This is a genomic window from Clostridium sp. LS3 (assembly GCF_055330225.1).
Genome location: NZ_CM143921.1, coordinates 1171008 through 1190941, shown reverse-complemented (window position 1 = coordinate 1190941; position 19934 = coordinate 1171008). Strand labels below are relative to the sequence as shown.

At 27.3% G+C, this 19934-nt stretch carries 21 protein-coding genes; 2 read left to right on the top strand and 19 right to left on the bottom strand.

Annotation, left to right across the window (positions count from 1 at the left end; all coding sequences use genetic code 11):
- Positions 1-58 precede the first annotated feature (58 nt).
- The 10 genes from ACZJV1_RS05400 to ACZJV1_RS05355 all read right to left on the bottom strand — a co-directional run bounded on the left by ACZJV1_RS05400 (position 59) and on the right by ACZJV1_RS05355 (position 9038).
- Positions 59-979 carry a PucR family transcriptional regulator gene (locus ACZJV1_RS05400; RefSeq protein ID WP_460288161.1) on the bottom strand — a complete coding sequence of 307 codons (921 nt, stop codon included), beginning with the start codon at positions 977-979 and terminating at the stop codon, positions 59-61.
- Between the two features lie 239 nt (positions 980-1218).
- The gene (locus ACZJV1_RS05395; RefSeq protein WP_460288162.1) at positions 1219-2454 is read right to left on the bottom strand and encodes an NAD(P)-dependent oxidoreductase; all 1236 of its coding nucleotides are present in this window, start codon (positions 2452-2454) and stop codon (positions 1219-1221) included.
- A gap of 36 nt (positions 2455-2490) precedes the next feature.
- Complete coding sequence (hydF, locus tag ACZJV1_RS05390; RefSeq protein WP_460288164.1) at positions 2491-3699, bottom strand: [FeFe] hydrogenase H-cluster maturation GTPase HydF; 1209 nt, start codon at positions 3697-3699, stop codon at positions 2491-2493.
- A gap of 12 nt (positions 3700-3711) precedes the next feature.
- Positions 3712-5088, bottom strand: a complete 1377-nt coding sequence (hydG, locus tag ACZJV1_RS05385) for a [FeFe] hydrogenase H-cluster radical SAM maturase HydG (protein ID WP_463651673.1) — start codon at positions 5086-5088, stop codon at positions 3712-3714.
- A 25-nt stretch (positions 5089-5113) separates the two neighbouring features.
- Positions 5114-6229, bottom strand: coding sequence for a [FeFe] hydrogenase H-cluster radical SAM maturase HydE (hydE, locus tag ACZJV1_RS05380; RefSeq protein WP_460288167.1), 1116 nt, complete (start codon positions 6227-6229; stop codon positions 5114-5116).
- Between the two features lie 75 nt (positions 6230-6304).
- Positions 6305-6550, bottom strand: a complete 246-nt coding sequence (locus tag ACZJV1_RS05375) for a TM1266 family iron-only hydrogenase system putative regulator (protein ID WP_460288169.1) — start codon at positions 6548-6550, stop codon at positions 6305-6307.
- Positions 6551-6941: 391 nt separating this feature from the next.
- A complete protein-coding gene (locus tag ACZJV1_RS05370) occupies positions 6942-7319 on the bottom strand; it encodes an NUDIX hydrolase (RefSeq protein ID WP_460288171.1) in 378 nt (125 codons plus the stop codon).
- A 165-nt stretch (positions 7320-7484) separates the two neighbouring features.
- A complete protein-coding gene (locus ACZJV1_RS05365) occupies positions 7485-8258 on the bottom strand; it encodes a YdcF family protein (protein WP_460288173.1) in 774 nt (257 codons plus the stop codon).
- Between the two features lie 153 nt (positions 8259-8411).
- On the bottom strand, positions 8412-8549 hold the full coding sequence (locus ACZJV1_RS05360) for a clostri-philic family protein (RefSeq protein ID WP_411170212.1): 138 nt from the start codon (positions 8547-8549) through the stop codon (positions 8412-8414).
- Positions 8550-8621: 72 nt separating this feature from the next.
- Positions 8622-9038 carry a DUF3785 family protein gene (locus tag ACZJV1_RS05355; RefSeq protein WP_460288175.1) on the bottom strand — a complete coding sequence of 139 codons (417 nt, stop codon included), beginning with the start codon at positions 9036-9038 and terminating at the stop codon, positions 8622-8624.
- A 126-nt stretch (positions 9039-9164) separates the two neighbouring features.
- Between ACZJV1_RS05355 and ACZJV1_RS05350 the strand changes: the two genes are divergently transcribed.
- Positions 9165-10484, top strand: coding sequence for an MATE family efflux transporter (locus ACZJV1_RS05350; protein WP_463651672.1), 1320 nt, complete (start codon positions 9165-9167; stop codon positions 10482-10484).
- A gap of 55 nt (positions 10485-10539) precedes the next feature.
- On the opposite strand, the gene ACZJV1_RS05345 is transcribed toward ACZJV1_RS05350, so the two are convergent.
- The gene (locus ACZJV1_RS05345; RefSeq protein ID WP_460288180.1) at positions 10540-12297 is read right to left on the bottom strand and encodes an SUV3 family DEAD/DEAH box RNA helicase; all 1758 of its coding nucleotides are present in this window, start codon (positions 12295-12297) and stop codon (positions 10540-10542) included.
- Between the two features lie 306 nt (positions 12298-12603).
- Between ACZJV1_RS05345 and ACZJV1_RS05340 the strand changes: the two genes are divergently transcribed.
- Positions 12604-13155: a hypothetical protein gene (locus ACZJV1_RS05340; RefSeq protein WP_460288181.1), complete on the top strand. Its 552-nt coding sequence runs from the start codon at positions 12604-12606 to the stop codon at positions 13153-13155.
- Positions 13156-13188: 33 nt separating this feature from the next.
- Here the strand turns inward: ACZJV1_RS05340 and ACZJV1_RS05335 are convergent, their stop codons facing one another.
- The 8 genes from ACZJV1_RS05335 to ACZJV1_RS05300 form a co-directional block, all read right to left on the bottom strand.
- A complete protein-coding gene (locus ACZJV1_RS05335; RefSeq protein ID WP_460288183.1) occupies positions 13189-14115 on the bottom strand; it encodes a patatin-like phospholipase family protein in 927 nt (308 codons plus the stop codon).
- Positions 14116-14294: 179 nt separating this feature from the next.
- Entirely contained in the window at positions 14295-14651 is a 357-nt protein-coding gene (rplT, locus tag ACZJV1_RS05330; protein WP_322382400.1) for a 50S ribosomal protein L20, read from the bottom strand.
- A gap of 26 nt (positions 14652-14677) precedes the next feature.
- Positions 14678-14875, bottom strand: coding sequence for a 50S ribosomal protein L35 (gene rpmI / locus ACZJV1_RS05325; protein ID WP_287597226.1), 198 nt, complete (start codon positions 14873-14875; stop codon positions 14678-14680).
- A 20-nt stretch (positions 14876-14895) separates the two neighbouring features.
- Positions 14896-15408, bottom strand: coding sequence for a translation initiation factor IF-3 (gene infC, locus ACZJV1_RS05320; protein ID WP_460288198.1), 513 nt, complete (start codon positions 15406-15408; stop codon positions 14896-14898).
- A gap of 302 nt (positions 15409-15710) precedes the next feature.
- Positions 15711-16025, bottom strand: a complete 315-nt coding sequence (locus ACZJV1_RS05315) for a rhodanese-like domain-containing protein (protein ID WP_322395073.1) — start codon at positions 16023-16025, stop codon at positions 15711-15713.
- 288 nt (positions 16026-16313) lie between these two features.
- Positions 16314-17678: a PTS transporter subunit EIIC gene (locus tag ACZJV1_RS05310; RefSeq protein ID WP_411170206.1), complete on the bottom strand. Its 1365-nt coding sequence runs from the start codon at positions 17676-17678 to the stop codon at positions 16314-16316.
- A gap of 284 nt (positions 17679-17962) precedes the next feature.
- The gene (gene nagA / locus ACZJV1_RS05305) at positions 17963-19111 is read right to left on the bottom strand and encodes an N-acetylglucosamine-6-phosphate deacetylase (RefSeq protein WP_463651671.1); all 1149 of its coding nucleotides are present in this window, start codon (positions 19109-19111) and stop codon (positions 17963-17965) included.
- A 2-nt stretch (positions 19112-19113) separates the two neighbouring features.
- Entirely contained in the window at positions 19114-19881 is a 768-nt protein-coding gene (locus ACZJV1_RS05300; protein ID WP_463651670.1) for a DeoR/GlpR family DNA-binding transcription regulator, read from the bottom strand.
- Positions 19882-19934: the final 53 nt, after the last annotated feature.

Genomic DNA, 19934 nt, shown 5'->3' with positions numbered 1-19934 from the left:
GTTTTAATAATCAATTATGATACAGTCTTATTTTTATGCTTTTCTATCTTATCTAATCTTAATTAAGATTATTAGTATTTTTACTATTCATATATAAAATATAAAGAAATGTTGCTTCTTTAAAGCTACGTATATCAAAACCTGTTTCTTTCTTTATTTTATCTATTCTATACATTAAAGTATTTCTATGAATATATAGATTTTTAGCTGCTTTTGTTAAAGATAAATCACATCTTAATATTTCTTCAAGGGTATGTATTAATTCATGGTTGAAACCTTTAAATATATCCTTGTACTCTTCTTTTAATTCATAAGAATATTCCGCACTTAAATTAAATATAGCCTTTTCTAAAAACATATTCTTAAGGCAATAAATTTCTGGCTTAATTTTGAATTTTTTTCCTATTTCTAAAGCCTGTACCGCTCCTTTATATGCTTTTCTAAAACCCTCAAAGCTATAATCTAAATCACTAATACTTATTTTAGCATTTACTCCCACAGTTTGAATTATTGTATCATTTAATGAAAAGGCATGTTCTTCTTCATCTTCTAAATTTCCAATAACAATTATTCTGTCATATATTTCTCCAACATAAATATCATTATCTAAATATGTATCCTTTACAATTTCTAATACTTCACTTTCCTTGATAGCTTCAATAAGTAGCATTTTATTTGATTTAGTTATTATATCATTACTTAATGCATCCCATTGCTTTCTACCTTCTAACAAATCTTCAATTATGTTTTCTTTTGAAATACACTTATTTAAAATATATTCAATTATAGGAATTGTTCTAATATCATCTTGCTCTAAAACAATTTTATATACTTTATTATTTACAGATATCTTTCTTATAACTTTTGATTCTGTTAATGGTAAATTATCAAAAATTTCATTGTTATTGCAATCTAATAATCTAATCTTTATATTTGTTTTTTCGCATACTTCATTTAATAATTTAACTATTGCTCCCATAAAACCCCTCACTTTATTTAATAAATTCTTTTTATACTTATATTATATATGAAGATTCAGATAATTAAATATTTTATTTTTTTAGTTTTACTAATTTCAAAAATTATAGTCTTCATTTAAATTCATAACTTTTTATTTCTTTTATTTGTATATTATAAGGTTTTATATAAAATCAAAAAGACTAATACTATATTTAATTAATATTGTACTTAGTCTTTTTTTATAAATCATATCTTTTTCTATTTTTCTTGTAATATATATTTTTCTATTTCTTCAGCTACAATCTTAGCATGAGAGGCTGCCTCTACAACAGTTTTTGCTCCTGTTACTACATCCCCAGATGCAAAAACACCTTTTCTTGTAGTGTGGCCACATTTATCAGTAACTAATAATCCCCATCTGTTAGTTTCAAGTCCAGTTGTATTTGAAACTATATTATTTCTTGGAGATTGACTTACAGCTATTATTATAGAATCACATTCAAACAAGCCCTCTTGTCCTTCTTTAGTTACTGTATTAACTTTTCCATCTTCTCCTACTACATTTTCTGTTTCTATATATTTAACACCATTTTCAGTTAATTCTAATGGAGATTTGAATAATTCAAATTTAACACCATCTGAAATTGCACCTTCTAATTCTGCTTTTGTTGCTGGAATATTTTCCATACCTTTTCTGTATAATATATACACTTCTTCCGCACCATTTCTCTTTGCTGTTCTAGCAGCATCCATTGCAACGTCTCCAGCGCCTATAATACAAACTTTCTTTCCTAGTTTATATACATTAGGAGATTTTAAATAATCTATTGCATAATGAACATTTCCTAAGCTTTCACCTTTGATGTCTAAAGTTCTAGGATTCCATACTCCAGTTCCTATAAATATAGCCTTATATCCATCATAAAATAACTTATCTAATGTAATAACTGGTCCAACTAATGTATTAGGTCTTATTTTTACACCAATCTCAAGTAATCTTTCTTCATAATGATCTATTATACTATTTGGTAATCTAAACTCAGGTATTCCATATCTTAAAACGCCACCAATTTTATCATGGGAATCAAAAATAGTAATCTTATAACCTTTTTGAGCTAGTATAAAAGCTATTGTTATCCCTGCTGGTCCCCCACCAATTATTGCAATACTATCATTTAAGTCTTTTTCCTTTTCTAGTCTAACATTTTCTAAATAATACTTAGATATATGCCTTTCTATATCGCAAAAACTTACTGGCTCATCTTTAATTCCTCTAATGCAATTACCCTTACATTGATCCTCATGAGGACAAACTATAGAGCACACTAAAGATAATGGATTATTTCTAAATAGTATTTCCCCTGCCTTTGCTATTTTTCCTTCTTTAAATAAAGATATGACCTCAGGCACTGGAGTACTTATAGGACAATGAACCTGACACTTTGGATTTTTACACAAATAGCATCTATTTGATTCCATCATTAGTTCTTTCATTTTTAGCCTCCCCTTTTCATTTGTATTAAATAACCGTTATATTATATCATCATTTTTAATATTAAACAAAGACAAGCTTCTTTCTAATATTCCGTTTAAGTAAGCTAATAATATACCATAATTGGTTATTGAAACACCTTTTTCTATGCATTGGTTTACCCTATTTACTACTGTTTTTCTATTTATCATACAGGCTCCACAATGGATTATTAAATCATATTTATCAATATCCTCAGGGAAATCATGGAATATACTATATTCGTAATTTAGCTCTGTCCCTACAAAATTATTTAATAACTTTGGTATTTTTACTCTCCCTATGTCTTCGTGAGATACATTGTGTGTACAACTTTCTGCAATTAATATTTTTGAATTCTCTTTTAAATTCTTTATACTTAAAGCACCCTTTATAAATTCTTCAAAATCACCTTTTTGTCTTGCAAACAACATTGAAAAGCTAGTTAGTTTAATATCTTTAGGAACAATTTTATCTACTTCTCTAAAAGCTTGAGAATCTGTTATAACTAAATCTACATTATTTAAATCTTCTAATGCATCTTTAAGTTCTGTATCTCTTACTACATAACTTTTTATACCATGATCTAAACAGTCTCTTATACATTGAACTTGTGGTAGTATTATTCTTCCCTTTGGAGCTTCTGAATCTATTGGGACTACTAAAATAACTTTACTGTTATAGGGTAATAAATCTCCTAATATAGGCAATTCCTCATCCTCATTCTTTAGCCTTTTTATAAGTTCTTCTCTTAAAAGTTCCATTCCTTCTCCACTATATGAAGATAGAAAAATTGCTTCCTTAAATTTTTCCTTTACCTCTTCTATAACTTTAGCTTCTACTTTATCTATCTTATTTATAACAACTATATAAGATATATTATATTTTTTAAAATTCCTTTTAGCTTTTTCAAATTCTTTTAAATCAATATCATTTACATCAAATATATAAATTGCTATATCTGTCCTTTTAAGTATATCTAGTGTCTTTTTAACTCTTATTTCCCCAAGTTCACTTTTATCTCCAAAACCCGCTGTATCAATCATAAGTATTGGTCCAATAGGTATAAGTTCCATAGCCTTTTGTACTGGGTCTGTAGTTGTGCCTTCTTTTTCTGAAACAAGAGAAATTTCTTGTCCTAAAAACTTATTTATTAAGGATGATTTACCTGCATTAGTTTTACCATAGACAGCTATATGTTTTCTATTTGCATTTGGTGTAGAATTCATAGTAAATTCCTCCTATAGATATAAATCTCTTTCACCATCTTTAAGTTTTTCTAAGTTGTTTTTTAATAGCTTTTTAATATCCTCTCTCTTTATTCTCTCTGCTTCATTTTCAATAACAGCTTCTGCTTTTTTTAGTATTTCTTTATCACCATAATCTAATGCAAATTCTAATAAAGTCATCATAGCATTAGGCTCACATACATTTTGTATTTGACCTGATTTTGCAAGTCTCATAAACCTTTCTCCAGTTCTTCCTTTTCTATAACAAGCTGTGCAATAACTTGGTATATATCCATCATCTAAGATTGACTTAAGAACTTCTAAAGGTGTTCTTTCATCTGCAGTCTTAAATTGAAGAACTTCCTTTCCTTCTTCTCTTTCTTTATATCCACCAACTCCAGTACTTGAACCTGCACTTACTTGAGATACACCATATTTTAAGACTTCTCTTCTCATTTCTGCTGTTTCTCTAGTAGACATTATTATTCCTGTAAATGGAACAGCAATTCTTATTATAGCAACTAGCTTTTTAAACATTTCATCATCGATTAAGTTAGGAAATTCCTCTAAACTCATTCCTTCAGCTGGCTTTAGCCTTGGCATTGATATAGTGTGGAATCCTACTCCAAATTTTTCTTCTAAGTGCCTATTATGCATCATAAGTCCTAAAACTTCAAACTTAGGATCAGCTAGTCCAAATAATACTCCTCCACCAACATCATCAATTCCAGCTTCCATAGCTCTATCAAAAGCTGTAGTGTGATAATTGTAATCTCCCTTTAATGATTTTGGATGCATTTTTTCGTAAGTTGGCTTATGGTATGTTTCTTGGAATAATATATAAGTACCTATTTTAGCTTCCTTTAGCTTCTTATATTCTTCTACTGTAGTTGCTGCTATATTAACATTAACTCTTCTTATTTCTCCATTGTCATTTTGTGTTTTGTAAATAGTATCTAAACATTCTAATACATATTCTATTGGCGCATTAACTGGATCTTCTCCTAATTCCAATGCAAGCCTTTTATGTCCCATTTTTTCTAATATTCTAACCTCTTCTGCTACTTCTTCCATAGTTAACTTTCTTCTTGCAAATGAATTACATTTCTTATATCCACAATAAACACAATTATTTACACAATAGTTACTAACATATAAAGGAGCAAATATTACAACTCTTTTACCATAAATAGAATCTTTAATTTCTCCTGCTAATTTGTATATTTCTTTTAAGTCATCTTCATTTTCAGCTTGAAGTAATACTGCTATATCTTCATAAGACAATCCTTCTCTTTTTTTAGCTCTTTCTAAAACAGCTTGTATTTCTTCTCTTCTTGCACCTTTTGCTTCTTCTAAAATTCTTTCAATGCATTCATGATCAATAAACATATAAAACACCCCTATAATCTATAAATTATTTATTTAATTTAATTATTTGTATATTTTCTGTAATAGGCTTCTCTTCTATTTTATATCCATTTTCTTTTTTCCAAGCCATATTGTCACCTCTTGTTACTTCAACCTTAAATCCAGATCTATTTATTCTTCCTTCTATGCACTTTCTACATTCTGCTGCTTCATCTCCTGTACATATCTTCCCATCATAAAGTGAATACTTTTCTCTTACACTTGTTGGAGAGAGATTTGGCATAACTACATTTCCTCCAGCCTTTATTCCCTTTTCTCTACCTGTTGGATCAATACTTCCAAGTGAAGTTGTAGATGGGAGTAATACCTCTGGTAATAATAATCTTATTAAAGCCAACAGCGTAGTTGTTTTTTCAACAGTTCCAGCCTTTTCTTCTTTAAGAGGAGTATCTTTATGTGGTATGAATGGGCCTATTCCACACATATGAGGTTCTAATTCTTTAACAAACAATAAATCATTAACTAAATCTTCATTAGTTTGCTTTGGAAGCTCAACCATAAAACCAGCCCCTACTTGATACCCTATTTCTTTTAGATTTCTTAAACATTCTCTTCTTTCTTCAAAACTAGCACCTGGATGTAATTCTTCATATAATTCCTTAGTTGCAGTTTCATGTCTAAGTAAGTATCTGTCTGCACCTGCTTCAAACATCTTTTTATATGATTCATAGCTTCTTTCTCCTAAAGATAAAGTGATAGCATTATTTGGATACTTATTTTTAATCAATTTTATTATCTCTACCATTTTATCGTCAGTAAAATAATCATCTTCCCCCCCTTGCAACACATATGTTTTATATCCTAATCTATCACCTATTTCCACACATTCCATAATTTCTTCAGTTGTTAATCTATATCTATCTGCATTTTTGTTGCTTCTTCTTATTCCACAATACACACAATTCTTTTTACAAAAATTCGTAAACTCAATAATTCCCCTCAAATAGACCTTATCACCATAAGTCCTCATTCTAGTCTCATGCGACTTTTGAAGCAAATAAACTTTATCTTCTTCATTTAAATTATCTAATAAGAAAATAAGCTCCTCTTTGCTAGCATTATTAAACTTATAAAGTTTATCTATAATACATTTAACATGCATATACAACCCTCCAATTGCTATTAATAGCACTATCCAAAATATTTTATTTTTTAATATTTACTAAAAATTATATTATTACATTTCTTTCTTACTAATAGCTGTTTTTACAGTTACTCCATCAATATTACCTAATTTTCCAGTTAAACTATTAATTTCATTTATCTCCCCTATAACTACTATGGATACAATAGATATTCCCTCTTCTAATGGAATCCCCATTCTTCCTCTAATGTTTCCTCTAAAACCTGAAATGACATCATTAAATTCAGCATTACACTTGCTTGGTTCTTCTAAAATTGCACTTATTACCCCTATTTTCATAATTTGATCTTTCTCCTTTAATTTAAAAGTAAAAAAAGCTTATTTTCCTTATTAAAAGAAAATAAGCTTTGTATATTAATAATAAAAATTATAACAACAATAAATATAAACTAAGTTTTTCTATAACTTAATTTATAACTTTTATTATTAATATATACCTACCACTTTCTTTCAAATCAGATTTCTCTTTTTTGTTAGATCATGTTTATTAATTTAAAAAAGTATTAAAACAAATATAAAAACAAACGAATAAAGACTTTCTCTAAACAAATGAATTTATATTAGTCTTATTATTTATATGATAATTATTCCAGTTTATGATGTCAATAGAATTGCTTAATATATAAACTAGTAAAAGAGTTATGATAAAGCCTCATAACTCTTTTATTCTTTATTTATCATAATATATTAAAAGTTTTTCTCTCTCACCTGGAGCAAACTCATATTGATCAACTTCATCTAAAGATATCCATCTTCCTTCAACTATATCATTACCATATGTTATTCTTTCCTTTATCTCTCCTTTATAAAGTAAAGATACTAATTCTTCATTTAATTCTTCTGATAATTGTTCTAAGTTAAAAACTATTGATTTTAAATCTTCTTTAATAGCACGTGAGATACATTTTTCTGCTGTTTCTTTACCTCTTAGTTTTCTAGCAATAATGTACCATAACTTAGGTTCATTTTTTTTAGTTTTTCTTTGAACTATAAATACATTATTGAAATCATCTTTAATTATTATTGAGCACTCAGTAATTTTAGCCATTATTGTTCCCCCTTAAGTCTAAATACTTATATTATATATTTGATATTAATATGTGATTAAAGGTGATATAAAAATTAATCAAAAGATCATATTAACCTACTACTTCTACTATTCTACAAAAAACCAAATTCACCTCTAGAATTTTTTTACAAATACTTATAAATACTATTTTCTTATATCAATTAAATAAGACTTCACTACAGCTAAAAACTCTCTAGAATACATAACAGGAATTAGTGCTGGTAGTGTCTTATTAGTATAAAAACTAATATTATTATACCCTAACTTTTTGCCTATCATGTTACTTCTAAAAGCATGAAAATCTGATGTTATTATCTTTATATCTAAATCTGATATATTTTTATTACTATTTTCTTCTAATATCTTTTTAGAAAACATTAAATTCTCATTTGTACTCGTAGATTGATTTTCCATTATTATTATATTTTCATCTATTCCCTTATCTACTAAATATCTTTTCATTGCTTCTGCCTCTGAAATATCTTCGCCTCTTCCTTGTCCCCCAGAAACTATTATATTAGTTTTTTTATCTTGCTTATTTATATATTCAATAGTTTTATCTAATCTTTGCCTTAATGTAAGACTAGGTGTCTCTCCTTTAACACCAGCCCCTAAGACAATTACATAACTTGAATAGCTTTTATTTTTCTTAGGAAACACTACTATTGCCGTCTCAATAATTATAAATATTAATAAAAATCCTACTATGCAATATTTAACTATAATAAATAAATTTTTAATTATTTTTTTAGACTTTATATATTCCTTAATTTGTTTTTTAGTATAATGATACATAATTAATGCAACTCCTAATACAAAAAACACTTCACTAAAACTAATTTTTCCTAAAAATAAATTTATACAAATTACATATATAACCAAAAAGACTCCTATTATTAAATCTATTTTTCTTTTCATAATACACTCCTATTTATTATTTATTAGTTAAATATTACCATATTCAACTCTAATATTGCTAATTTATATTAAATATAATTATATTTTAATTATTATATATAAGAAAAAGGATAAAGCATTAAATCTTTATCCTTTTTAAAGTTAAGCATGAAACTATTTTATTGGATTTCCGTCAAAATCTCTATATTCACTTTGATTTTTATCATTTCCTACATTATTTTGATTTTTATGTAGTCTTCTTCTTCTTTCTCCTTTTTGCATTGGAGTTCTTGTTTCTGAGTTTCTTGGCATATAAAACACATCCTTTCAAAAGTATTTTATACCCTTAAATAATTTTAATACATTATTTATTTGTTTTCTAATTTAAACTTCAAACTCTTCAATTTCTATTGCATATGTTCCACAGTTTTTACATACCATAACAGTTACTAAATAGCTTTTATCTACAATTCCTTCTCTATTTAATCTAGTAAAAGACTTTTTATCATATTCATCATCTATACTACTCGTAACATATTTATTATTTTTTCCATAGACATAAAAGTGAACCTCTAAAAAATCAAATGCCTTTTTCTTTTCCTCTTTTCCAGCCTTGCAATTACTACAACAGTTTTCATAATATGCTTTTTCAAACTCTACTTCATTACTATTTGTAAGTAATTCTAATATTTTGTTTTCATCAATATCTTTTAATTCCTCATTTTCATCATTAGCAAAATACTCTAAGTTATCTTCTCCTAAAGAATATTCTTTTTCATCAAACTTAAACCTATATATCATTTATATCTTCCTTTCAAAGTTAAACTCTTTAATCCTCTATTTTATAAAAACTCCCCTTATATTCCCATTATACCATAATTTACTGTTATAATTAACTTATATTAATAGACAACAAAGGAGAGTCGTATGAATAGTAATGTTTCTTTAAAAAAACAATTTTTAAAATTTCTAGTTCCATCTGTTACTGCAATGTGGATTTTTTCATTATATACAATGGTAGATGGTATATTTGTAAGCAGAGGTGTTGGTGAAACTGCTCTTGCCGCTGTAAATATAGCCATGCCTTTTGTAAATTTTATTTTTGCTATATCCATGTTATTTTCAACAGGTGTTTCTACTATAATTTCAATTTATCTTGGAAAAAATAATATAAATAAAGCTAATGAGATATTTTCCTTTAATTTATTTTGTATGCTTATAGTTTCTTTAATAATAACATTATTATGTTTAATTAATATTGATAGTATATCATTATTTTTAGGCGCTACTGAAAACAACTTTAACCTAGTTAAAGATTACTTAAAAATAATTATAACCTTTAATGGATTTTTTATTGTATCATATTGTTTAGAAGTTTTAACAAAAGCTGATGGATATCCTCATTTAGCAATTATAGGTATGTTAATTTCAGCTCTTACCAATATAGTTTTGGATTTTTTATTTGTTATTATTCTAAATCTTGGAATCAAGGGTGCAGCTTATGCAACTATTATATCCCAAGGGGTATCCTTTATATTCTTTTTTTCACATTTTATGAGTAAAAAATCTAAACTAACCTTAACTAAATTTAAATTAAATATAAAATACTTAAAAAGAATATTATCAATTGGGTTTCCAGATGCAGTAACAGAGCTAACTTCTGGTATAGTTATATTGCTTTTTAACCAAACTATACTTCGCCATATTGGAGAAAATGGTATTGTTACTTATAGTATAATATGCTATGTCAGCACTTTAGTTATAATGACTATGATAGCAATAACACAAGGAATTCAACCATTATGTAGCTATTATTATGGAAAAGAAGAATTTAATATCATAAAGAAATTAATAAAAATGAGTTTAAAAGTAGTTGCTATATCTTCAATAGTAATCTTTTCAATATGTATTCTTTTTGCTAATGAAATTGTCTATATATTTATAAAAGATCCTTCATCCTTTACATATATATATTCTGTTTGGGCATTTCGTCTATTTTCAAGCGCATTTTTAGTGCTTGGATTTAATATATTGATATCTGGATATTTTGCTTCTATAGAAGAGGCTTTTAAGGCAACCATAATATCTATTGCTAGAGGACTTATATTTATTTCTATAGCTTTATTTTTCTTATCCCATTATTTCGGAGATACAGGTATATGGATTGCTACATTAGTTTCAGAATTAATTTGTCTTTTATTATCATTGTCCCTATTGCTAAGGAGAAACAAAGTAATTAAACAATAAAAAGTAGCTATATGAAATTGATAAATAAAATCAATTTTCATATAGCTATTTTTAATTAGATCCTAACTAATATTTCATTAATATCATTACTTACTTTAATTCTTTCCTCATATATCCACTTAAAATCAAAATCTAAATTAAATATCTTACAAAATGAGTAATACATATTTATTTTTTGATAATAACACTCTAATTCATCTAAATTGCCTTTGAAGCACTGAGGCCTTGTTATAATCTTATTTTTTATAACAAATAATTCTTCTACATAATCTAAAAAAGTATTCATAAGCTCATCTTTTGATATATCAAATGGTATCTTTAATAAGTTCCATTGAATTTCTTCTTTAAGTTTATATCTTTTTATATTTTCTAATATTATCAGATACTCATTTATATCCATCTTCCTATAATAATCTAAAGTATCTTCTCTAGTAGCCCATAGAGCTAACTTTTCATTTAGTGGTAAACTTTTAATATTTAAAATAGCCTCTGAAGGTCCTAAAACAGCTTCAGTTATTATTCTGTCCTTTTCCTCTAATTTGTCTTTTATAAATTTTTGATTATCTCTTACAGTCGCTACATATCCAACCTCGTATATTCCTTTTCTTCCTGCTCTTCCAGCTACTTGTTTTACCTCTTGTGATGTAAGTGGTCTTATTTCTTCTCCATCAAATTTTTGAATATCTAAAAATACTATTCTTTTTATAGGTAAATTTACTCCCATCCCTATAGCATCAGTAGTTATAAGGACCTTGTTTTCTTTATTTATAAACATATCATATTGCTTTCGTCTAACTTCTGGCGGAAGGTCTCCATAAATTATGCTACTCTTTATTCCAAAACCTGAATACTGCTCTGCAATTTGCAATACTTTTTTCTTAGAGAATACTACTATTGCATCCCCTTCTTCTACATCATTATGAGTAAAATTTTTATCTTGAACTTCTAATGGTATGCTTCTTTTATAATCCTTAAATTCATATTCATCATTGCACTCTTCTATTATCTTTTCCACTATTCTTTTTGCATTTAAGGCTCCACAAATATGAATTTCATTACACCTAAGTCCAAGCAAGGCTCTTGTCCACGCTGCTCCCCTTTGTGCATCATCAATCATTTGAATTTCATCAATAATTGCTATATCATACTCTCTTTTTAAATCAACTTTTTCTATTGTACATGAAGTATGTGTAGCTCCTTCTTTTAATATTTCTTCTTCTCCTGTTAGAAGATTACAAATAACACCATGGCTATTTAATTTTTCGTAATTTTCTAAAGCAAGAATTCTAAGTGGAGATAAATAAACACCATTTTTAGCAACTTTTAATCTCTCCATTGCTGTATAAGTTTTTCCTGTATTAGTTTCACCCAAATGAACATGAATTTTTCTCTTTATGTTTCTAGCTAACTTATATTCATCTTTAGGATTATCAGGAAAGTTTTCTTCAAACTCCTTAGAAATTAACTTTGGTATATGCTGCTTAGTTAAAACAGACATAAATCCTGAGTTTATAAAGCTATTATAATTACCTCTTATTACTTGATAAAAATCAAAATCTGTATTATTTTTTTTATTATAGTCCTCTAATAATCTTTTAGATACATGTTCTAATAATTCTTCATATCTTTCATATATGTCTGAAAACTCCTTAAACCCTTCATTTTCCATATCTTTAAGTTGTCTTATCTTTTTCCTTAATGAGGACTCCTGCTCAATTAAAGCACCAACTTTTGAGTTATGAGCTATTTCTTCTATTTGATTTATTTGAGATTTTAATTTTTTAAAATCTCTTTGCATGGCATTTTTTTTCAAATAATCACCTCTCGTATAATATACTATTGTAAAATTTACATTTGTAAATTACATTATTTTATTATTTAATATAGTTATAGTTTATATATATTTAATAAATATTATTTATTTTATTCTACTAAATTTATTATCTTAACAAAACCTATTAATATTATATTAATAAAAAATACAGTACTTATTAATATTTTTAATAAAATTTGTATATCTTTATGTTTTCTTAAGGATAAATTAAGCTTTATATTATATAATCAATTATATGAATTATCTTATATATACTACTTTACTATCGGGGGATGATTTTATAATATGAACAATAAAGACATATATTTAGTATTTTCTAATACTGGTACATTGCTTGCAAGATGCATCAACTATTACACAAAAGATAAATATGTACACGTTTCATTAAGCTTTGATAACTCCTTTAATAAAATGTATTCCTTTGGAAGAGTTTTTCCTCAGATTCCTTTTATTGGAGGGCTAGTAGAAGAAAATTTACAAGATGGTGTATATAAAAGATTTCAAAAAAGTAAATGTGTTATATATAAAATTAGTGTAGATGATGAAAAATATGAATTGTTAATAGAAGAGTTAGAAAAATTTTTGAAAGATCAAAAGAAGTATAAATATAGTTTGCTTGGATTAATAGGTGTTGCTATTAAGAGACCAATAAAAAGAGATAATCATTACTTTTGTTCTGAATTTATATCCCATCTTTTAATTAAAAGTAATATTTATGATTCTAATAAGCTTCCTTCTCTTACAAAACCTAGTGACTTATTAGATATTAGTCATAAGGAATTTATATATGAAGGGTTAGCCTATGAGTATAACCAATGTTCTAATTTAATGTATTAAAAAAACTGAGAATTAAAATCTCAGTTTTTTTAATTATGAGCTTATATTAATGTCATTTTCCTTATTGCTTTTCAATGCTCTCTTTATAAACTCATATATCTTATATAGCCTTGGAAAATTTCTCTCTTCTTCTAGTTTATTCTTAACTTCTGTCATCTTCATTATAGGTTCTAGAAGTGAAATAGTATCTTCATATCCTTCTTTTATTCTATTCTTCTTTGCTTCTTCATCTAAGTTTAAAGTGCCATTAATTACACTTTCATTTAGATTTCTTGGATATATATCTATTATTTTAGTATTGGGATACAAATATCTATCAATCCTAGCTTCCTTAGATAAAGATACTACTATTATTATATCACAGCCCTCTCCATAAACGGGCTGTATAGGAGTATTATCCGCAACCCCTCCGTCTATATATTTACTTCCTAATATTTCTGTAGGCTCATATATAAGTGGTAGCGATGCTGATGCAATTACAATTTCTTTTCCTAATTCTTCATCAAAATCATTTATTTTAAAATATTTAACTTTAAAATCTGGCAATTCCGTACAAGCTGCATAACAAATTTTATTATTCTTTTTTACTTTATTTATATTTAAATACTTATTTATTATTTCTTTCGCACCTTCTTTTGAAACTGCACCTTCTTCTATTTTTTGATTCATATACTTTTTGGCTATATTTAAATTTTTCCCACCAAGTATAAGTCCTACGCCTTTTTTAAAGAGCTCAAACTTACTAATAGGAATTAGTTTATCTATAGTTACCTCTTCCCATAGGGCTTCTGCATAACTCATATTATCTTGTGCAAAAAGTACAGCATTAAAAGCTCCAATTGATGTACCTGAAAAAACACTTATGTATTTATCAATTCCTAATTCTTTTAATGCCTTCCAGACTCCGAGCTCATATGCACCTTTGCCTCCACCACCTGATAATACCAATCCTATTTTCATTTCAATCCCCCCTTTTATTAAAAACCATTATTTCGACAGTAGATAAATCTTATATCTACTATTATATAATAAATACACCATTTTTGTTAATTTTCTTATATATTATAATAATCATTTATTTTGTACGTAAAAAACACCTTAAAAATAAAATTTTAAGGTGTTTTTAAAATAGCGTTAAACTACTTAATTGAATTTTTTGCTAATTCTACTAAATCAGCAAATGCCTTTGGATCATTTATAGCTATTTCTGACAACATCTTTCTGTTCATGTCTATTCCTGCTAATTTAAGTCCATTCATAAATCTTGAATATGAAAGTCCATTCATTCTTGTAGCTGCATTAATTCTCGCTATCCAAAGTCTTCTGAAATCTCTTTTCTTTAATCTTCTTCCAACATAAGCATTTCTTAAAGCTCTTATTACTGATTCATTAGCAGTCTTGAATAGTCTGCTTTTTCCACCGTAATAACCTTTTGCAAGCTTTAATACTTTTTTATGATTTTTACGTGAATTTACCGCTCTTTTAACTCTTGCCATGTTTAATCCTCCTAAAAACCTCTATATTATAGGTATGGTAATAATTTCTTCATTGCTTTTTCTTGAGTAGTTGAAACATAAGAAGCTTTTCTTAAGTTTCTCTTTCTTTTAGAACTTTTCTTTGTTAATATATGACTCTTAAAAGCCTTAGCTCTTTTTAACTTTCCAGTTCCAGTTTTCTTAAATCTCTTTGCTGCACCTCTGTGGGTTTTCATTTTTGGCATGATACTTATCTCCTCTCAAGTTACGCTTTTTTAGGACCTACAACCATTGTCATATTTCTGCCTTCATGCTTAGCAGGCTTTTCAACTATGCAAACATCTTCTAGTTTAGAAACAAAATTTTCTAATATTTTTTTTCCAATATGTCCTAGTTGTGCTTCTCTTCCTTTAAATCTAACAGTGATTTTAACTTTATCCCCGTCTAATAAAAACTTTCTAGCATTTTTTGCTTTTATCGCAATATCATTTTCTTCAATTGTAAGACTACATCTTATTTCCTTAAGAGTAGTTACCTTTTGCTTTTTCTTAGCTTCTTTATCTTTCTTTGCTTGCTCATAAATATACTTCCCTAAATCCATCACTCTACATACTGGTGGATTCGCATTTGGAGAAATCATAACTAAATCTAATTCCTTCTCCTCAGCAATTTTTTGAGCTTCTTTTGTTGGAATTACGCCTAATTGATTACCTTCTGAATCAATCACTCTAACTTCCTTTACTCTTATAGCTTCATTACAAGTAAAATCCTTACTTATACCAGGTCACCTCCAAAATTTTAAATAAAAACATAACAAAAAAAATAGACGACATATTTTGCCGTCCTCTAGTACTTATAAAAACCTAGTTATATTTAACTAGAAATTATTACAAAACTATCTACCTTACTAAGCTCTGCCGTAAGGTGAGAAACGGCTGTTTCTTCTTAATATATCAGTTATTTTATCATTGTTCTTATTGTTTGTCAATATTTCTACAATATTTATTTTTTACATTTATATCTTATATTATACTATATTAAAATAAAAATTAAAATAAAAATTAAAATAAAAAATACATTTTATTCTATATCTTCATTATAATCTAATATTCCACCTCTTAGATTATATAAATTTGTGAATCCTTCCTCTTCTAATATTGTACAAGCAACGCTACTTCTTACTCCCACCTTACAATAAACTAAAATAGGTTTATTTTTATATTCTTGTAAATCTTCAATTTCCCACTCTATTTCATCTACTGGTATGTTTATAGAATTACTTATTTTAGATTCTTTAAATTCATTTGGATTTCTAACATCTATTATCAGCAAATCTTCATTACCTTTAATTAGTTTTTTAGCTTGATTGCTATTAATTGATTTTATATTACTCATTTGTTCACCTCTTATTGTTTCTAATTCTCTATAAATCAATTCCGATTTTTGTGATTTCTATTTTGTTTTCACTTATTATTAATATAGCTATTATACTAATTATTATCTTTTTTCGCCATTAATATTTATAATTTATTAATAAAAAAGTGAGCCTACATAATTTTGCTTATTCCTTCGTTCCCCTTCAAGTCACCCCAAACTTACATATGCCACTTACAAACTTAAGGTAAAGAAAGTAAAAAACTCACTCTGCTTAACATAAGCAAAATGAGTTTAATATTTTTTTCTTTACTCTTCTATTGGATCATCAAAGCCTAACAATACTGTAAATAAATATCCTGCTATATATGAAACTAAAACTCCAATAAGAAATACTAACATTTTTCCATCTGCTATTAATAAAGCTAACGGTAATCCAGATACACCTATAGCCACTGATCCTACCTTTAAAAATGCCATAACAGCACCACCAACTCCAGCACCTAAACAAGCTCCCAAGAAAGGCTTTCCTAAAGGTAGTGTTACTCCGTATATTAAAGGTTCTCCAATACCCAAGAATCCTGGTATTAATCCATTTTTAGCAGTCTTCTTTAATCTTTGATTTTTAGTCTTAACTAAAACAGCTATAGTAGCACCAACTTGTGCCATCCCTGCTGTTGCTAATATTGGAAGTAAAACTGTATATCCAGCATTTGCTATTAAGTCTGCATGTATTGGTGTCAATGCTTGATGCATTCCAGTCATAACTAGCGGTAAAAACAATGCCCCTGAAACAGCTCCTGAAAGTACTGATACTAGAGTATTGTCTGAAGAAATAGTTTGAGCCACTATAAATCCTATTCCATCTGAAATAAATCCACCTACTGGTTGTAAAATAAATAATGCAGCTAATACAGATACTGATAAAGTTATTAGTGGTGTTACAAATAAATCTACTACATCAGGAACATATTTTCTACAAGCTTTTTCAATAAATACAGATAATAGAACTACTAAGATTACTGAAATTATTCCTCCTCTACCTGGTGTTAAAGCTTTACCAAAGAGATTTATATTTGCAAGTGTTCCTGATGAAAGAATACCTCCTAATACTCCTCCCATCATAGGCATCTGCGATCCAAATTCCTTAGCAGCATTTACTCCTACTAATATAGATAAAATTGAGAAAACTCCCCCACCTATTAACCCTATTATTTGTCCTATAGTTGTTGCTTTATATGCATCCCCAAATCTTACATTACATATATTATTTATTGCTAAAACAAGTCCACAAGCTACAAATAAAGGAATTAAAGGAATGAATATATTACCTAATTTTCTTAATGCATTTTTTACTGGAGTATTATTTTTTCCTTTTAGCTTTGTTTTTGTTTCCTTAACTGCTTCTTCACCAATAACTAATGATTTTCCTACTATTTTTTTTACTTCTTCAGTAATTTTATTAACTTTTCCTAAACCATATATAACCTGTAATTGACCATTATCCTCTACTACTCCTAAAGCTCCCTCAGATTTCTTTATTGATTCTAAATCAACCTTAGTTAAATCCTTAAGTTCTAACCTACAACGAGTCATACAATTACTAACTGATTTTATATTATCCTTTCCACCAAGCAAATCTACCAGTTGTCTTGCAATTTCTTGATTTGTCATAATAATACACTCCCCTATAAATAATAAATAATTCCTAGTTAAACTTAATAACGAGAAAGAACCTGAATAAATATATCCTCCTTACACATCCCACCTATCTAATTGCTAATTTAAAAGATTTATAAATTATTTTTATAATACACTTAATCTATATGCTTATTTCTTTTTTAATATAATCTTTATAGAAACAAAATTTTAATTTCCAACAAAATTTTACTTTTTTATTTCATTTTAAATAGAAAAGATCCTCACCATTTTCATTGTAAAGATCTTCTTTAAATATTTTATTTAAAATATTGTTTTCCTTTAATAAATGTCTGAATTACATTATATTTATCATCTAATAAAACCAAGTCTGCATCATAATTTAATTTTATTTCACCTGTATTATTTAAGCTTAAAATTGAAGCAGGAGTTTTGGAAGCCATCTTTACACTATCACATAAAGATATTCCAAATTCAACACTAAGTCTAAGAGATTTATTCATAGTTGTAGTACTAGAAGCTAAGGTACCATCTTTTAATCTAGCTACTCCATCCTTAACAACTACATGATGTCCTCCAAATAGATAATTTCCATCCCCTACCCCCATTGCTTGTAAAGCATCTGTTGTTAAAACCATTCTATCTGCTCCTTTTACTTTGTGCATTAACCGAATAATTCCTGGATGAAGGTGTATACCATCTACAATAGCTTGCACACTTACATTATCATCTTCTAGTGCTGCTGTAACTAATCCTGGTTCACGATGATGAATAGCTGGCATTGCATTAAAACAATGCGTAATATGTGATGCCCCTTCTTTAAAAGCCTTTCTTGCTTCTTCATATGTTGCAGTAGAATGTGCAATAGCAACTACTACATTTCTATTTCTTAAGTAATGAATTAATTCAATTCCACCTGGTAACTCTGAAGCAATTGTAACCATTTTTATAAGATCTCCTGCTTCCTTAAAAATAATATCCATTTCCTCTAAATTAGGATGTCTTAGATGTTTAGGATTTTGCATACCTTTTTTTTCAACATTCAAATATGGTCCCTCTAAATGAATTCCTACTATCTTTGCTCCTTCTTCATTTCCTAATACCTTTTTAACACTACTAATCATAGAAAGTAAATCTTCAAGTGAAGAACTTACAGAAGTTGCTAAAAAGCTTGTACATCCAGTTTCAGCACATTTTTTTGACACTTCTTGAATACTTTTAGTTGTTCCATCCATCATATCATGATTATTTGCACCATGAATGTGTACATCTATCATTCCAGGTATTAATAAGTTATTATTTCCCTTAATAACTTGATGATTTATTTTTTCTTCTATATTTTGATTATAGGGAATTATTGATGTGATTTTTCCTTCATCAATATAGATATCAACATTATTTATTTTTTCTCCTAAAATTACCCTTACATTTGAAATTAAAGTTTTCATATCTATTCCTCCTCACTTGCAATAATTAATTTAATATTATATTCATTAATTTTTTTTTGTAATGAAGAAGGAATAATTTTATTTGTAATTATTGTATCTATTCCTTCAAATCCTATTTTAAATGATGAGGTTTGATTAAATTTTGATTCATCTAAAACAATACAAACCTTTTTAGAACTACTAAAAATACTTTTTTTAACATTAATATCTTCTAGATCTGAGTAAAAAATTCCTTCTGAATTAATTCCTGATGCACCAATGAATGCATAATCAAAATAAAATTGACCTAGTTGATCCAATAATGAAGACCCATGCATAACATGAGATTCTGGATTAAAATAACCTCCAAGAAGAAATATTTTATTATCTCTATTCCTAGAAGAAAATGATATTGCATTATCAATAGAATGAGTAACAATAAATAGATCTTTTTGAGTCATATATTTTGCCATAAAATTTACTGTTGTAGATACATCTAATAAAACAGTATTGTTATCTCTTATTAAACTTGCTGCCTTACTGGCAATAAGTTCTTTTTCTTTGGAGTTTACAACTAATCTTTCTGAATACTTTTCAATTTTAGCCTTTATTAATGGAAGAGAGATTCCACCTCTATACCTTTCTGCTAATCCTTGTTCTGTTAGCAGTAAAATATCTCTTCTTGCAGTATCCTTTGAAACTGAAAAAATTTTACCTAACTCTTCTTGAGATAATTGTTCTCTTTGTTCTAATAGTTCTAATATTTTAACTAAGCGTTGTTTTTGATCCATAAATCTCACCTCATTTACAATATATCATATAAAAAACTTATATGCAATATTTT

Coding starts and splice junctions, on each gene's coding strand:
- ACZJV1_RS05360 (WP_411170212.1), bottom strand. CDS start 8,549: ATGCCAAGAAACTCAGAAACAAGAACTCCAATGCAAAAAGGAGAAAGA.
- ACZJV1_RS05310 (WP_411170206.1), bottom strand. CDS start 17,678: ATGACAAATCAAGAAATTGCAAGACAACTGGTAGATTTGCTTGGTGGA.
- ACZJV1_RS05335 (WP_460288183.1), bottom strand. CDS start 14,115: ATGAAAATAGGATTGGTATTATCAGGTGGTGGAGGCAAAGGTGCATAT.
- ACZJV1_RS05400 (WP_460288161.1), bottom strand. CDS start 979: ATGGGAGCAATAGTTAAATTATTAAATGAAGTATGCGAAAAAACAAAT.
- hydG (WP_463651673.1), bottom strand. CDS start 5,088: ATGTTTATTGATCATGAATGCATTGAAAGAATTTTAGAAGAAGCAAAA.
- ACZJV1_RS05315 (WP_322395073.1), bottom strand. CDS start 16,025: ATGAGTAATATAAAATCAATTAATAGCAATCAAGCTAAAAAACTAATT.
- hydF (WP_460288164.1), bottom strand. CDS start 3,699: ATGAATTCTACACCAAATGCAAATAGAAAACATATAGCTGTCTATGGT.
- ACZJV1_RS05395 (WP_460288162.1), bottom strand. CDS start 2,454: ATGAAAGAACTAATGATGGAATCAAATAGATGCTATTTGTGTAAAAAT.
- ACZJV1_RS05350 (WP_463651672.1), top strand. CDS start 9,165: ATGAATAGTAATGTTTCTTTAAAAAAACAATTTTTAAAATTTCTAGTT.
- rpmI (WP_287597226.1), bottom strand. CDS start 14,875: ATGCCAAAAATGAAAACCCACAGAGGTGCAGCAAAGAGATTTAAGAAA.
- hydE (WP_460288167.1), bottom strand. CDS start 6,229: ATGCATGTTAAATGTATTATAGATAAACTTTATAAGTTTAATAATGCT.
- ACZJV1_RS05300 (WP_463651670.1), bottom strand. CDS start 19,881: ATGGATCAAAAACAACGCTTAGTTAAAATATTAGAACTATTAGAACAA.
- ACZJV1_RS05375 (WP_460288169.1), bottom strand. CDS start 6,550: ATGAAAATAGGGGTAATAAGTGCAATTTTAGAAGAACCAAGCAAGTGT.
- ACZJV1_RS05365 (WP_460288173.1), bottom strand. CDS start 8,258: ATGAAAAGAAAAATAGATTTAATAATAGGAGTCTTTTTGGTTATATAT.
- rplT (WP_322382400.1), bottom strand. CDS start 14,651: ATGGCAAGAGTTAAAAGAGCGGTAAATTCACGTAAAAATCATAAAAAA.
- ACZJV1_RS05340 (WP_460288181.1), top strand. CDS start 12,604: ATGAACAATAAAGACATATATTTAGTATTTTCTAATACTGGTACATTG.
- ACZJV1_RS05370 (WP_460288171.1), bottom strand. CDS start 7,319: ATGGCTAAAATTACTGAGTGCTCAATAATAATTAAAGATGATTTCAAT.
- ACZJV1_RS05355 (WP_460288175.1), bottom strand. CDS start 9,038: ATGATATATAGGTTTAAGTTTGATGAAAAAGAATATTCTTTAGGAGAA.
- nagA (WP_463651671.1), bottom strand. CDS start 19,111: ATGAAAACTTTAATTTCAAATGTAAGGGTAATTTTAGGAGAAAAAATA.